The 15,195-nt window shown below is 51.5% G+C and carries 11 protein-coding genes, 5 tRNA genes and 2 rRNA genes (1 of these 18 running past the window's edge); 17 read left to right on the forward strand and 1 reads right to left on the reverse strand.

Annotation, left to right across the window (positions count from 1 at the left end):
• The 5 genes from SAMA_RS01005 to birA all read left to right on the forward strand — a co-directional run.
• Nucleotides 1-1,902: ribosomal RNA gene (locus SAMA_RS01005) — 23S ribosomal RNA — on the forward strand; it begins 992 nt to the left of the window's first position.
• Between the two features lie 85 nt (nt 1,903-1,987).
• A tRNA-Val gene (locus SAMA_RS01010) sits at nt 1,988-2,063 on the forward strand.
• A 66-nt stretch (nt 2,064-2,129) separates the two neighbouring features.
• A 5S ribosomal RNA gene (gene rrf / locus SAMA_RS01015) occupies nt 2,130-2,245 on the forward strand.
• A gap of 181 nt (nt 2,246-2,426) precedes the next feature.
• Nucleotides 2,427-3,440, forward strand: a complete 1,014-nt coding sequence (gene murB / locus SAMA_RS01020; protein ID WP_011758318.1) for a UDP-N-acetylmuramate dehydrogenase — start codon at nt 2,427-2,429, stop codon at nt 3,438-3,440.
• 20 nt (nt 3,441-3,460) lie between these two features.
• Complete coding sequence (gene birA / locus SAMA_RS01025) at nt 3,461-4,414, forward strand: bifunctional biotin--[acetyl-CoA-carboxylase] ligase/biotin operon repressor BirA (protein WP_011758319.1); 954 nt, start codon at nt 3,461-3,463, stop codon at nt 4,412-4,414.
• 61 nt (nt 4,415-4,475) lie between these two features.
• Here birA and coaA read toward each other — a convergent pair whose 3' ends face one another.
• Nucleotides 4,476-5,423, reverse strand: a complete 948-nt coding sequence (gene coaA, locus SAMA_RS01030) for a type I pantothenate kinase (protein ID WP_011758320.1) — start codon at nt 5,421-5,423, stop codon at nt 4,476-4,478.
• Nucleotides 5,424-5,635: 212 nt separating this feature from the next.
• On the opposite strand from coaA, the gene SAMA_RS01035 reads away from it, so the two are divergent.
• From SAMA_RS01035 to rpoB, 12 genes are all read left to right on the forward strand, one after another.
• A tRNA-Thr gene (locus tag SAMA_RS01035) sits at nt 5,636-5,711 on the forward strand.
• A gap of 7 nt (nt 5,712-5,718) precedes the next feature.
• Nucleotides 5,719-5,803: transfer RNA gene (locus tag SAMA_RS01040), tRNA-Tyr, on the forward strand.
• A gap of 35 nt (nt 5,804-5,838) precedes the next feature.
• Nucleotides 5,839-5,912, forward strand: a tRNA-Gly gene (locus tag SAMA_RS01045).
• Nucleotides 5,913-5,925: 13 nt separating this feature from the next.
• Nucleotides 5,926-6,001, forward strand: a tRNA-Thr gene (locus SAMA_RS01050).
• A 116-nt stretch (nt 6,002-6,117) separates the two neighbouring features.
• Nucleotides 6,118-7,302 (forward strand): elongation factor Tu, encoded by a 1,185-nt coding sequence (tuf, locus tag SAMA_RS01055; RefSeq protein WP_011758321.1) that lies wholly within the window; start codon nt 6,118-6,120, stop codon nt 7,300-7,302.
• A gap of 244 nt (nt 7,303-7,546) precedes the next feature.
• A complete protein-coding gene (gene secE, locus SAMA_RS01060; protein ID WP_011758322.1) occupies nt 7,547-7,918 on the forward strand; it encodes a preprotein translocase subunit SecE in 372 nt (123 codons plus the stop codon).
• Between the two features lie 4 nt (nt 7,919-7,922).
• Complete coding sequence (nusG, locus tag SAMA_RS01065; RefSeq protein ID WP_011758323.1) at nt 7,923-8,474, forward strand: transcription termination/antitermination protein NusG; 552 nt, start codon at nt 7,923-7,925, stop codon at nt 8,472-8,474.
• 123 nt (nt 8,475-8,597) lie between these two features.
• On the forward strand, nt 8,598-9,026 hold the full coding sequence (gene rplK / locus SAMA_RS01070) for a 50S ribosomal protein L11 (RefSeq protein ID WP_011758324.1): 429 nt from the start codon (nt 8,598-8,600) through the stop codon (nt 9,024-9,026).
• Nucleotides 9,027-9,030: 4 nt separating this feature from the next.
• Nucleotides 9,031-9,732, forward strand: coding sequence for a 50S ribosomal protein L1 (rplA, locus tag SAMA_RS01075; protein ID WP_011758325.1), 702 nt, complete (start codon nt 9,031-9,033; stop codon nt 9,730-9,732).
• Between the two features lie 253 nt (nt 9,733-9,985).
• Nucleotides 9,986-10,486 (forward strand): 50S ribosomal protein L10, encoded by a 501-nt coding sequence (rplJ, locus tag SAMA_RS01080; RefSeq protein WP_011758326.1) that lies wholly within the window; start codon nt 9,986-9,988, stop codon nt 10,484-10,486.
• A 54-nt stretch (nt 10,487-10,540) separates the two neighbouring features.
• On the forward strand, nt 10,541-10,912 hold the full coding sequence (rplL, locus tag SAMA_RS01085) for a 50S ribosomal protein L7/L12 (RefSeq protein WP_011758327.1): 372 nt from the start codon (nt 10,541-10,543) through the stop codon (nt 10,910-10,912).
• A gap of 241 nt (nt 10,913-11,153) precedes the next feature.
• A complete protein-coding gene (gene rpoB / locus SAMA_RS01090) occupies nt 11,154-15,182 on the forward strand; it encodes a DNA-directed RNA polymerase subunit beta (RefSeq protein WP_011758328.1) in 4,029 nt (1,342 codons plus the stop codon).
• Nucleotides 15,183-15,195 lie beyond the last annotated feature (13 nt).

Genomic DNA, 15,195 nt, shown 5'->3' on the forward strand with positions numbered 1-15,195 from the left:
TCCCAAAGTAATTGCTAAGTGGGAAACGATGTGGGAAGGCTTAGACAGCTAGGATGTTGGCTTAGAAGCAGCCATCATTTAAAGAAAGCGTAATAGCTCACTAGTCGAGTCGGCCTGCGCGGAAGATGTAACGGGGCTAAGCAATTCACCGAAGCTACGGGTGTGCACGATAACGTGTACGCGGTAGAGGAGCGTTCTGTAAGCCGTTGAAGGTGAAGGGGTAACCCACACTGGAGGTATCAGAAGTGCGAATGCTGACATGAGTAACGATAAAGGGGGTGAAAAACCCCCTCGCCGAAAGACCAAGGGTTCCTGTCCAACGTTAATCGGGGCAGGGTGAGTCGACCCCTAAGGCGAGGCCGAAAGGCGTAGTCGATGGGAAACGGGTTAATATTCCCGTACTTCTGCTAACTGCGATGGAGAGACGGAGAAGGCTAGGCCAGCACGGCGTTGGTTGTCCGTGTTTAAGGTGGTAGGTAGTGTGCTTAGGCAAATCCGGGCACACATATACCGAGAGCTGATGACGAGTCACTACGGTGATGAAGTGGTTGATGCCATGCTTCCAGGAAAATCTTCTAAGCTTCAGGTTAGCAGGAATCGTACCCCAAACCGACACAGGTGGTCGGGTAGAGAATACCAAGGCGCTTGAGAGAACTCGGCTGAAGGAACTAGGCAAAATGGTACCGTAACTTCGGGAGAAGGTACGCTGCTGTTGGTGACGGGACTTGCTCCCCGAGCTGACGGCAGTCGCAGATACCAGGTGGCTGCAACTGTTTATCAAAAACACAGCACTGTGCAAACTCGCAAGAGGAAGTATACGGTGTGACGCCTGCCCGGTGCCGGAAGGTTAATTGATTGGGTTATCGCAAGAGAAGCTCATGATCGAAGCCCCGGTAAACGGCGGCCGTAACTATAACGGTCCTAAGGTAGCGAAATTCCTTGTCGGGTAAGTTCCGACCTGCACGAATGGCGTAATGATGGCCACGCTGTCTCCAGCCGAGACTCAGTGAAGTTGAAATTGCGGTGAAGATGCCGTATACCCGCGGCTAGACGGAAAGACCCCGTGAACCTTTACTATAGCTTGGCACTGAACATTGACCCTACATGTGTAGGATAGGTGGGAGACTTTGAAGCGGGAACGCCAGTTCTCGTGGAGTCAACCTTGAAATACCACCCTTGTAGTGTTGATGTTCTAACCTCGGTCCATGAATCTGGACTAGGGACAGTGCCTGGTGGGTAGTTTGACTGGGGCGGTCTCCTCCCAAAGAGTAACGGAGGAGCACGAAGGTTGGCTAAACACGGTCGGACATCGTGTGGTTAGTGTAATGGCACAAGCCAGCTTAACTGCGAGACAGACACGTCGAGCAGGTACGAAAGTAGGTCATAGTGATCCGGTGGTTCTGCATGGAAGGGCCATCGCTCAACGGATAAAAGGTACTCCGGGGATAACAGGCTGATACCGCCCAAGAGTTCATATCGACGGCGGTGTTTGGCACCTCGATGTCGGCTCATCACATCCTGGGGCTGAAGTCGGTCCCAAGGGTATGGCTGTTCGCCATTTAAAGTGGTACGCGAGCTGGGTTCAGAACGTCGTGAGACAGTTCGGTCCCTATCTGCCGTGGGCGTTGGAAGATTGAGGGGGGTTGCTCCTAGTACGAGAGGACCGGAGTGAACGAACCGCTGGTGTTCGGGTTGTCATGCCAATGGCATTGCCCGGTAGCTACGTTCGGAATCGATAACCGCTGAAAGCATCTAAGCGGGAAGCGAGCCCCAAGATGAGTCTTCCCTTGGACCTTGAGTCCACTGAAGAGCCGTCCGAGACCAGGACGTTGATAGGCAGGGTGTGTAAGCGTTGTGAGGCGTTGAGCTAACCTGTACTAATGACTCGTGCGGCTTAACCATACAACCCAGATGGGTTTCAGATGGTGTAGATAGTCTTGAAGAAACCAGACTTGATTGAAGTGATAACTCAATAATACAGAATACCGGTCGCTTAGCTCAGCCGGGAGAGCACCTCCCTTACAAGGAGGGGGTCACTGGTTCGATCCCAGTAGCGACCACCACATTTTCTGCAAAGCAGCTTTCCGAATTGCATGTTCTTGCCCAAAGGCGAGAGCATAACGAATTTGCTTGGTGACAATAGCGCTCTGGTCCCACCTGATCCCATTCCGAACTCAGCAGTGAAACGGAGCAGCGCCGATGGTAGTGTGGGGTCTCCCCATGTGAGAGTAGGTCATTGCCAAGCGCCTAATAACACGAAGAGGCCACCCAAGCGGGTGGCCTTTTTGCATTTCAGCTTTTTCATCTCTGTGGCTTTTAGTAACAATCAAATGCAGTTCCCACGGGTTTGGCAGTTTCTGTTTCTCGCTGATGCGTTGAATGCCACCCTTGGTTACAATGGCCTTTTATTCGTGGCGGAAAGCGGTATGCCTGTTTCTCTCAAGTCCTACAACACCTTTGGTATCGATCATCATTGCGCTGAGCTTATCGAAATAGCTGACGCAGCTGAGTTGCCAGCAATTATCCGTACCCTGGACGAGCGTGATCAGTCTTACTTTATCCTCGGTGGTGGCAGCAATGTGGTACTGACATCGGATCTCGATACCACAGTGCTGAGAATGGTAAATAAAGGAATTGAGGTAGCTGAGGACGATGCTTCCTGGCATTTAAGTGTGGCCGCCGGCGAAAACTGGCATCAATTGGTGAGCTGGACCCTTGAAAACCAGATGCCGGGACTTGAGAATCTGGCGCTTATTCCGGGTACTGTTGGCGCGGCTCCCATCCAGAACATAGGCGCCTACGGTGTTGAGCTGATGGATATCTGCGAGTGGGTTGAGTATTTGTCGCTGCCAGATTGCGTGACTGTCAGGCTGACCGCCGCAGAGTGCCGGTTCGACTACCGTGATTCCATTTTTAAACACGATCTTAAGGGTAAAGCGATTATTACCCGGGTCGGTTTCAACTTACCTAAGATGTGGCAACCTAAGCTCAATTACGGCCCGCTGGCAGAGTTTGATACAGATACTGTGACGCCCGAGATGATCTACGAGCGTGTGATTGCAGTGCGTTCAGAGAAGCTGCCCGATCCTGCCAAATTAGGTAACGCTGGCAGCTTTTTCAAGAATCCTATCATTGATGCAGCATCCTTTGCCGCCATCGTAAAACAGTATCCGGACGCTGTGGCCTATGCCCTGGAAGATGGCCGAATGAAACTGGCTGCCGGCTGGCTTATTGATAAGGCTGGCTTAAAAGGCTTTCGTCTTGGCGACGCCGGGGTACATGATAAACAGGCGTTGGTGCTGGTTAATTTCGGCGCTGCCACTGGTAAAGATATCCTGAAGCTCGCCAAACATGTCATCAATGAGGTGCATACGCGCTTTGGTGTGCAGCTTGAACCTGAGCCCAATGTGATGGGTCGATTATCACTCTTAACCGAATAACTCTAAACAGGGAACTGCAAATGGAACAGTGGCAACGTAAACGCGACATTATTGCGATGCTGTCAACGCAGGAGTTTGTGTCAGGCGAAGCCCTTGCCGAACGACTTGGTATTTCACGTGCTGCGATCAGTAAGCATATTGATGTGCTTGAAACCTTGGGGCTCAGTATTTACAGCGTTAAAGGCCGTGGCTACAAACTGGCAACGCCGGTTTCCCTGATTGATGAATCCAGGCTCAAACAAGGTATCGAGCGCCGGTGTTTTTACTTTGATGACATTCCCAGCACCAATGCCTTTATGTTATCCCACTCAGAAGAGCTGGAAAGCGGCGATGTGTGTATAGCAGAGCACCAGTCTGCTGGACGTGGCCGAAGAGGTCGCAAATGGGTGTCTCCCTATGGCAGCCATCTGTACTTTTCCCTATTTTGGCGTTTAACCGATGGCATGAGTAAAGCTATGGGGTTGAGCCTTGTTGTTGGTTGCTCTCTTGCCAAAGTACTTAAGGACCTCGGTGTTGCAGGTATTGGACTTAAGTGGCCCAATGACGTCTATCTGGATGGTCGCAAACTTGCGGGTATTCTGGTGGAGATGAAAGGTCAGGCCGATAGCAATTGTGAGCTGATTATTGGCATAGGCGTGAATATGGCCATGCCGGATGCACAGGGTGAAGTCATCGATCAGCCCTGGGCCGACTTGCAGGGCCTTGCCATGCCGGGTAAAACCGAGTTTGCAGTACGCTTACAACGGCAACTTCAGGCTGACCTTGCCTTGTTCGAGCGGGAAGGACTCAAAGCTTTTTTAGAACGTTGGCAAGCATCAGATAGCTTTATTGGTAAGCCGGTTAATTTGATTATGGCAGATAAGGTGGAAACCGGTATTTGCCGGGGCATTGATGAGCAAGGGGCCTTGCTGCTGGAGGTCGCCGGTGAGAGCAAAAGCTATATCGGTGGGGAAATCAGTTTGCGGCCAGCGTAACACCCATTGAGCCAGATAATGCCGACCAAGCCTATATCCGCTGGTCGGCATTTTTTATGGTTCATTTACGCAGCAGTACCCGATTCATCAAATGATCGGCGCCTTTGCGCAGGATAAGATGTGCCCGTTCGCGGGTAGGCTGGATATTCATGCGCAAGTTGGGACCGTTGATACCGTCCCAAATTTGCGAGGCTGTTTCAGTGGCTTGTGTGTCATTCAAACTGGCGTAATGGCGGAAGTAGGAATTTTCATCTGCGAAGGCACTGCTTCTGAATTGCAGGAAGCGTTCGATATACCAGGACTTCAGTAAAGACTCATCTGCATCCACATAAATAGAGAAATCGACAAAGTCGGACACAAAGGGCCTGCGGATATCCACTGGTGAGTCGAGACCGGTTTGCAAGACGTTTAAGCCTTCAAGGATCAATATGTCCGGCTTTTGGATGACTTGCCGCTCATAGGGCAAGCGGTCGTAGATGATGTGAGAATACAGCGGTACTTCAACACGTTCGGCGCCGGACTTTACTGCAGAAACGAAGTCAATCAGCATCTTGGTGTCGTAACTCTCGGGAAAGCCTTTACGCTGCAGCAATCCTTTACGCTTGAGTTCAGTCAGTGGATACAGAAAACCGTCGGTGGTGACCAGGTCAACCTTGGGATGCTCGGGCCATTGCTTCAACAATGCCTGCAGGATACGGGCGGTGGTGCTTTTCCCCACGGCCACACTGCCAGCGATACTGATGACGTAAGGGCTATCAGGTTGCTTGTTGCCCAGGAACTGATTCAACACCAGGCCGCGCTGTTGACGCGCACCGACGATGAGGTTGAGCAGTCTGCTAAGGGGCAGATAAATGTCGGTTACTTCAGACAGGGAAATGCGTTCGTTAATACCGCGCAACCGCGTCAGGTCGGCCTCGCTCAGTGTCAGGGGAACGGAGTTTCTCAACTCTGCCCAGCGCGCTCGGTCGAAGTCGAGATAAAGCGCTTCTTGCGTCTGGTTATTAATCATTCAAATTCCTCGCCTTAGGCTGCGCACAGTACAACAGCTATGGTGCTTTAACAATAGTTCAACGGCTTTTGTGCACTGACAGAAGCAATTTGTCATAGGCAGTGTAAATTGGCGTGCAAAAAAGCGCCGCTTGGCATTTTTTTTGGTTGAAATTCGATTTTTCTATTGCAACCCAAGCCACATTTACCTAATATCCGCTACCGAAATGACATGCCGGCATAGCTCAGTTGGTAGAGCAACTGACTTGTAATCAGTAGGTCCCGAGTTCGACTCTTGGTGCCGGCACCATTTTCTTGGAGGGGTTCCCGAGTGGCCAAAGGGATCAGACTGTAAATCTGACGGCTCCGCCTTCGAAGGTTCGAATCCTTCTCCCTCCACCATTTTCTAGGTACTAGGTAGCCTACAGTTAGGTTGCGCGGGCATCGTATAATGGTATTACTCCAGCCTTCCAAGCTGATAACGCGGGTTCGATTCCCGCTGCCCGCTCCAAAATGTAAGAGATGCTGATATAGCTCAGTCGGTAGAGCGCATCCTTGGTAAGGATGAGGTCGGCAGTTCGATTCTGCCTATCAGCACCAGCCTCTCTTAACATGCTGCCTTTTATCTAAACAAACGGTTCGATGTCATTTGATGGCATCGGATTTTTTCTATATGCAGGTTTTCATCACCAAGACTCTTGGATTGAGGCAATACCATGGCTAAAGCTAAATTCGAACGTACTAAACCCCACGTAAACGTGGGCACCATCGGTCACGTTGACCATGGTAAAACCACTCTGACCGCTGCTATCTCTCACGTACTGGCTAAGACCTACGGTGGTGAGGCGAAGGACTTCTCTCAGATCGATAACGCCCCAGAAGAGCGTGAGCGTGGTATTACCATCAACACCTCTCACATCGAGTACGACACTCCTACTCGTCACTACGCCCACGTAGACTGCCCAGGCCACGCTGACTATGTTAAAAACATGATCACCGGTGCTGCCCAGATGGACGGCGCTATCCTGGTAGTAGCTGCGACTGACGGCCCAATGCCACAGACTCGTGAGCACATCCTGCTGTCTCGTCAGGTAGGTGTACCTTTCATCATCGTGTTCATGAACAAGTGTGACATGGTAGATGACGAAGAGCTGCTGGAACTGGTAGAGATGGAAGTTCGTGAACTGCTGTCTGAATACGACTTCCCAGGTGATGACCTGCCAGTAATTCAGGGTTCTGCTCTGAAAGCTCTGGAAGGCGACGCTGCATGGGAAGGCAAGATCATCGAGCTGGCCGAGGCCCTGGATTCTTACATCCCTGAGCCAGAGCGTGCTATCGACAAAGCATTCCTGATGCCAATCGAAGACGTATTCTCTATCTCTGGCCGTGGTACAGTAGTAACCGGTCGTGTAGAGCGCGGTATCATCAAAGTTGGTGAAGAAGTAGAAATCGTAGGTATCAAAGATACCACCAAGACTACCTGTACCGGCGTAGAAATGTTCCGTAAGCTGCTGGACGAAGGTCGTGCCGGTGAGAACTGCGGTATCCTGCTGCGTGGTACCAAGCGTGATGAAGTAGAGCGTGGTCAGGTTCTGTCCAAGCCAGGCACCATCAAGCCACACACCAAGTTTGAATCAGAAGTATACGTACTGTCTAAAGAAGAAGGTGGTCGTCACACTCCATTCTTCAAAGGCTACCGTCCACAGTTCTACTTCCGTACAACTGACGTGACCGGTACCATCGAACTGCCAGAAGGCGTAGAGATGGTAATGCCAGGCGACAACATCAAGATGGTTGTTACCCTGATTTGCCCAATCGCGATGGACGAAGGCCTGCGCTTCGCTATCCGTGAAGGCGGCCGCACAGTAGGTGCTGGTGTAGTAGCCAAGATCCACGAGTAATCTCGTAGACTTGGAAGAAGGCGACCTTAGGGTCGCCTTTTGTTTTTTCAAAGTACAATAAACTTGATTCACAGCGGCTTAACCGGGAGTTGTGGCCTTGCTAAGCAAGCTGAATAAGAATACAATCTATGGCCGATTTTTGAGCCCCGAGCCGATGAAAAGGTATCTTTAAGGGGAAATTCGGACAGGCGGATCCCGGAAGGGGATACCTAGCTCAGGCCGTAGTGAGTAACGGAATTAACCGATGACGACAAATACTGAAAACCAGGGCAGTTCTCTGGATATCGTAAAGTGGGGCATAGCCATACTGCTGCTGGCAGCTGCCGTAGTGGGTAACCAGATGTACAGCGAGGCCAGCGTGGTCGTGCGTGCTCTGGGTGTGATCGTGGCCTTTGCTATTGCCGGATTTATTGCTCTGCAGACCGTGAAAGGAAAGCAGGCGCTGGCATTTGCCCGTGAGTCTCACATCGAAGTGAAAAAAGTGGTTTGGCCTACCCGTCAGGAAGCCTTGAACACCACCTTCATCGTGCTGGCCGCAACCGCCGTACTGGCACTGATCCTCTGGGGTCTGGATGCGTTGCTGCTGAAAATCGTTAATTTGATCACCGGTGTATAACTCGATGACTGAAGCTAAAGAAGCAAAGAAAAGATGGTATGTGGTACAGGCTTTCTCTGGTTATGAGGGGCGTGTAGCCAAGTCTCTGGTCGAGCACATCAAGATGCACGGCATGGAGCAATATTTCGGTGAAGTGCTGGTGCCTACCGAAGAAGTGGTAGAAATGCGTGCGGGTCAGCGTCGCAAGAGCGAGCGTAAGTTTTTCCCCGGCTACGTTTTGGTGCAAATGGAAATGAACGATGATTCCTGGCACTTGGTGAAAAGCATCCCTCGCGTGATGGGCTTTATCGGCGGTACTTCAGACCGTCCGGCGCCTATCACTGACCGTGAAGCCGATGCCATCCTGCGTCGTCTGCAGGAAACCACAGAGTCTCCGACTCATCGCGTTATGTACGAACCCGGTGAAGTTGTGCGTGTGGTCGATGGCCCATTCGCTGATTTCAACGGTACCGTAGAAGAAGTGGATTATGACAAGAGCCGCGTAAAAGTGTCTGTTATGATCTTCGGCCGTTCTACACCGGTAGAATTGGACTTTAATCAGGTTGAAAAAAGCTGATTAAATAAAATACAAAATCCGTTTGGCAACGGGTGCGGATTTCTATATAATCCGCACCCGTTGTTTTCGGGGAGCCCCTCGCATGTTGCTTGGAGCGTTTGAACCCAAACTGAGGAAAATCAGATGGCAAAGAAAATTGAAGCTTATATTAAGCTGCAAGTAAAATCCGGATCTGCAAACCCTTCACCACCAGTTGGTCCAGCTCTGGGTCAAAAAGGTGTGAACATCATGGAATTCTGTAAAGCGTTCAACGCCCGTACAGAAAAAATGGAAAAGGGCATGCCTATCCCTGTAGTGATCACTGTGTACAGCGATCGCTCATTCACTTTCGAAACCAAGACGCCTCCAGCTTCGTTCCTGCTCAAGCAGGCTGCTGGCCTGAAATCAGGTTCTAGCCGTCCTAACACCCAGAAAGTGGGTACTATCAAGCGTGCAAAAGTTCAGGAAATCGCTGAGCTGAAAGCAGCTGACATGACTGGTGCTGACGTTGAAGCGATGACTCGCTCAATCGAAGGTACTGCACGTTCAATGGGCTTGGTAGTAGAGGACTAATAGAATGGCTAAGCTGACTAAACGCATGCGCGTAATCCGCGAGAAAGTGGACGCTACCAAAGCTTACGACATCAACGAAGCTATCACTCTGCTGAAAGAATTGGCCACTGCCAAGTTCGTTGAGAGCGTAGACGTTGCTGTAAACCTGGGCGTAGACCCACGTAAATCTGACCAAAACGTTCGTGGCGCTATCGTTCTGCCACACGGTACTGGTCGTGACGTACGTGTAGCTGTGTTCACCCAGGGTGCCAACGCTGAAGCCGCTAAAGAAGCTGGTGCTGAGCTGGTTGGTATGGAAGATCTGGCTGAGCAGGTGAAAGCCGGCGAAATGAACTTCGACGTAGTTATTGCTTCTCCAGATGCAATGCGCGTTGTAGGTATGCTGGGTCAAATCCTCGGCCCACGTGGTCTGATGCCTAACCCTAAGACTGGCACTGTAACTCCTAACGTTGCTGAAGCCGTTAAGAACGCCAAAGCTGGTCAGGTTCGCTATCGCAACGACAAGAACGGTATCATCCACACCACTATCGGTAAGGTTGATTTCGATTCTGTTAAGCTGAAAGAAAACCTGGAAGCTCTGCTGGTTGCTCTGAAGAAGCAAAAGCCAGCCGCTGCCAAGGGCCAGTACGTTAAGAAAGTGAGCATTTCCACCACCATGGGTGCCGGTGTTGCTGTTGACCAGAACACCTTGGAAGCCACTGCTTAATTTTACAAGAGGCGCGCATTAATCTATAATGCGCGCACTTTTGTGGGTTGAAGCCCGTTTTTGTCCCTGACAAATGCGGGTTTCCGTCCAAGACCGCAGGTGTAAATCACTAGATTCACTTAATTTCCTGCGTAGACGGTGACAGTCCCCAGTTTAGATTTTTTCTGCTGGATACTCTGCACCGTAAGTCACTCACCTTCGGGTGGGTAGGTAAATTCCGGGTTTTCCCGGGTAGAATCCAGGAGTATAGCCAATGGCATTAAGACTCGAAGACAAAAAAGCGATTGTTGCTGAAGTCAACGAAGCTGCCAAAGGTGCACTGTCTGCAGTAGTTGCCGATTCTCGCGGTGTTACTGTAGGCGCCATGACCACTCTGCGTAAAACTGCTCGCGCCAACGGCGTGTACGTACGTGTAGTACGTAACACTCTGGCTCGTCGTGCAGTTGAAGGTACTGCTTTTGAGTGCCTGAACGAAGTGTTCACTGGCCCAACTTTGATTGCTTTCTCTAACGAGCACCCAGGTGCCGCCGCACGTCTGCTGAAAGACTTCGCGAAAGAGCAAGCCAAATTCGAAGTTAAAGGTGCAGCTTTCGAAGGGAACTTCATCCCTGCAGCTGACATTGATCGTTTGGCAAAACTGCCAACTTACGAAGAAGCACTGGCACAGCTGATGATGACTATGAAGGAAGCATCTGCTGGCAAGTTCGTTCGTACACTGGCTGCACTGCGCGATCAAAAACAAGAAGCCGCTTAATTTTAAGCTGGTTGCTTGAATTAATTGAATTCAGAACATTAGGAAATTTTTGTTATGTCTATCACTAAAGACCAAATCCTCGAAGCCTTTGCAGCTATGTCTGTAATGGAAGTTGTTGAACTGATCGAAGCTATGGAAGAGAAGTTCGGTGTTTCTGCCGCTGCTGCCGTAGTTGCCGGTGGTGCTGCTGATGCTGGCGCTGCTGCTGAAGAGAAGACCGAGTTCGACGTAGTTCTGACCTCTCACGGCGACAACAAAGTTGGCGTGATCAAGGCCATCCGTGGCGCTACCGGTCTGGGTCTGAAAGAAGCCAAAGCTATGGCTGAAGCTGCTCCAGTAGCCGTTAAAGAAGCTGTTTCTAAAGAAGAAGCCGAAGCTCTGAAGAAAGAGCTGGAAGAAGCTGGCGCTCAAGTAGAGATCAAGTAAGCTATTCTTTAGCTTACAACATTCGGGTTAGTGCCCGGATGGAGGCTGACGGTTTTTTAGCCGTCGGCCTTTTTTGCGCTGTAAGCGCCGGCGATTTTTTTTCACCGTTTATCGCCAAAGTCTGCAGTCCCTAGCAGTGATTATTGGTTAGGTTCTTGCCTTCAACGGTGATGGGCAAACGTGCTGGATTAACAGAGAGTTAGTTCAGTCTTGGTCACATCTCGCAAGCAAGAGGAAACCCATGGTTTACTCCTATTCTGAAAAGAAGCGTATTCGCAAAGACTTTGGTAAGCGTCCGCAAGTGCTGGACATCCCTTACCTGTTGTCTATTCAGTTAGATTCTTTCAAGAAGTTCACCGATCAAGATCCTACCGGTGAGCGCGGTTTGGAAGCCGCCTTCCGCAGCGTTTTCCCCATCAAGAGCTTTTCCGGTAACTCCGAGCTGCAATATGTCAGCTATAAGCTGGGTGAGCCTGTATTTGATGTGAAAGAATGCCAGATCCGTGGTGTTACTTATTCTGCCCCCCTGCGCGTAAAACTGCGCATGGTATTGTTTGACCGTGAAGCCGCTCCTGGCACGGTTAAAGACATCAAAGAACAAGAAGTCTACATGGGGGATATCCCTCTGATGACTGAAAACGGTACCTTCGTTATCAACGGTACCGAGCGTGTTATCGTTTCTCAGCTGCACCGCTCTCCAGGTGTGTTCTTCGACCACGACCGTGGTAAGACTCACTCTTCAGGCAAGGTGCTGTATAACGCGCGTATTATCCCTTACCGTGGTTCCTGGCTGGACTTCGAATTCGATCCGAAGGACGCCCTGTTCGTCCGTATCGACCGTCGTCGTAAACTGCCTGCAACCATTATCCTGCGTGCCCTGGATTTCTCTACTCAGGACATCCTGGATATCTTCTTTGAGCGCGTAGACTTCACCATCAAGAAAGACTCTCTGGTGATGAAGCTGCTGCCTGAGCGTCTGCGCGGTGAAACCGCCAGCTACGACATCAAAGATGCCGAAGGCAACATCGTGGTTGAAAAGGGCCGTCGTATCACTGCCCGTCACATTCGCCAGCTGGAAAAAACCAACACCACTGAACTGGAAGTACCGGTTGAGTACATCGTTGGTAAGATTGCCGCCCAGGACTATATCGATCCGGATACCGGTGAAGTGTTGGTGACTGCCAACAACGAAATCCGTCTGGAAGATCTGGCTCAGCTGTCGCTGGCCGGTATCAAGGACATCTCCACGCTCTATATCAACGAGCTGGACCACGGTGCCTACATCTCCGACACCCTGCGTATCGATTCCACCACCAACCGCCTTGAGGCGCTGGTTGAAATCTACCGCATGATGCGTCCTGGCGAGCCACCAACCAAGGATGCTGCCGAAGCCCTGTTCCAGAACCTGTTCTTCAGCGAAGAGCGTTATGACCTGTCCAAAGTAGGTCGTATGAAGTTCAACCGTCGTCTGGAAATCGCCGATGACGTGGGCACTGGCGTTCTGTCTAACGACGATATCGTTGCGGTGATGAAGAAGATCATCGAAATCCGTAACGGTAACGACGAAGTGGACGATATCGACCACTTGGGTAACCGTCGTATCCGCTCTGTGGGCGAAATGGCCGAGAACCAGTTCCGTGTAGGTCTGGTACGTGTTGAGCGCGCTGTACGTGAGCGTCTGTCTCTGGGCGATCTGAACGAGCTGATGCCTCAGGACCTCATCAACGCCAAGCCGATTTCTGCGGCGGTGAAAGAGTTCTTCGGTTCTTCTCAGCTGTCTCAGTTTATGGACCAGAACAACCCGCTGTCTGAAGTAACCCACAAGCGCCGTATTTCGGCCCTGGGTCCAGGCGGTCTGACCCGTGAGCGCGCCGGCTTCGAAGTTCGCGACGTACACCCAACTCACTACGGTCGTCTGTGTCCAATTGAGACCCCTGAAGGTCCAAACATTGGTCTGATCAACTCGCTGGCAACCTTCGCCCGCACCAACTCTTACGGGTTCCTGGAAACTCCATACCGTAAAGTGGTTGATGGCGTGGTAACCGACGACGTTGAATACCTGTCAGCCATCGAAGAAGGCCGCTATGTGATTGCACAGGCCAACATCGAGCTGGACGGCGAAGGTCGTATCCTGGAAGAGCAGGTTGCCTGTCGTCATAAGGGTGAATCTACCTTTATGCGCGCCTCTGACATCCAGTATATGGACGTATCGCCACAACAGATCATCTCTGTTGCAGCATCTTTGATCCCGTTCCTGGAACACGACGACGCCAACCGCGCACTCATGGGCGCGAACATGCAACGTCAGGCCGTTCCAACCCTGCGCTCTGAAAAGCCGCTGGTAGGTACCGGTATTGAACGTGCTCTGGCTGTGGACTCAGGCGTAGTTGTTGCTGCCAAGCGTGGCGGTGTGATTGACTACGTTGATGCCAGCCGCATCGTGGTTAAGGTGAATGAAGATGAGCTGCGCCCAGGCGAAGCCGGTATCGACATCTACAACCTGACCAAATACACCCGTTCTAACCAGAACACCTGTATCAACCAGCGTCCTTGCTGTCAGGTAGGCGACCCAATCGTACGTGGCGACGTACTGGCTGACGGTCCTTCTACCGATCTGGGTGATCTGGCTCTGGGTCAGAACATGCGTGTGGCATTCATGCCCTGGAACGGTTACAACTTCGAAGACTCCATCCTCATCTCTGAGCGTGTAGTTCAGGACGACCGTTTCACCACCATTCACATTCAGGAACTGTCTTGTATCGCCCGTGATACCAAGCTCGGTAGCGAAGAGATCACAGCTGACATTCCAAACGTGGGTGAGTCTGCTCTGTCCAAGCTCGACGAGTCCGGTATCGTTTATATCGGTGCTGAAGTGAAAGGCGGCGACATTCTGGTTGGTAAGGTAACGCCAAAAGGCGAAACCCAGCTGACGCCGGAAGAGAAACTGCTGCGCGCCATCTTCGGTGAAAAAGCCTCTGATGTTAAGGATAGCTCTCTGCGCGTTCCTAACTCAGTGACAGGTACCGTAATCGACGTTCAGGTATTTACCCGTGACGGCGTTGAGAAAGACAAGCGTGCCATCGAAATCGAAGAGATGCACATCGCTCAGGCCCGTAAGGACCTGTCCGAAGAGTTCAAGATCCTCGAAGAGGGCGTTCTGAGCCGTGCCCGTAACCTGCTGCTTGCCGGTGGTTACACTCAGGCCCAGCTGGATGCTATCCCACGCAAGGAACTGCTGACTCAGGTTATCGATGACGAGACCAAGCAGACCGAACTTGAGCAACTGGCTGAACAGCACGAAGAGCTGAAAGCCGACTTCGACAAGAAGTTTGAGCACAAGCGTCGCAAGATCACCCAGGGCGATGACCTGGCTCCAGGCGTACTGAAGATCGTTAAGGTTTACCTGGCGGTTAAGCGTACCATCCAGCCTGGTGACAAGATGGCCGGTCGTCACGGTAACAAGGGTGTGATCTCCAAGATCTGTCCTATCGAAGATATGCCATACGACGAGCAGGGTAATCCTGTGGACATCGTACTGAACCCACTGGGTGTACCATCTCGTATGAACATCGGTCAGGTTCTGGAAGTGCACATGGGTGCAGCTGCCAAGGGTATCGGTAACCGCATTCAGGCCATGCTCGAAGAGCAGCGTGAAGTGGCCGAGCTGCGTGGCTATATCAAGCAGGCTTACGATCTGGGTGAAACCCAGCAGAAAGTGGATATCGAGTCCTTTACCGACGAAGAAGTTATCCGCCTGGCCAAGCACCTGAAAGATGGTCTGCCAACTGCGACTCCAGCGTTCGACGGCGCCAAAGAGAAAGAGATCAAGCAGATGCTTGAACTCGCCGGCCTGCCGACTTCTGGTCAGCTGCGTCTGTTTGATGGTCGTACCGGTAATGCGTTCGAGCGTGAAGTGACCGTAGGTTACATGTACATGCTCAAGCTGAACCACCTGGTCGACGACAAGATGCACGCCCGTTCTACCGGTTCTTACAGTCTGGTTACCCAGCAGCCACTCGGCGGTAAGGCCCAGTTTGGTGGTCAGCGTTTCGGTGAGATGGAAGTGTGGGCCCTGGAAGCATACGGTGCTGCGTACACCCTCCAGGAAATGCTCACTGTTAAGTCCGATGACGTGAACGGCCGTACTCAGATGTATAAGAACATCGTGGACGGAAACCACCAGATGCAACCTGGTATGCCTGAGTCCTTCAACGTACTGCTGAAGGAGATCCGTTCGCTCGGTATCAACATCGAGCTGGATCAAGAGTAACAGGGCGCCAAGC

The organism is Shewanella amazonensis SB2B, from assembly GCF_000015245.1.
In the GTDB taxonomy this organism is placed as follows: Bacteria; Pseudomonadota; Gammaproteobacteria; order Enterobacterales; family Shewanellaceae; genus Shewanella; species Shewanella amazonensis.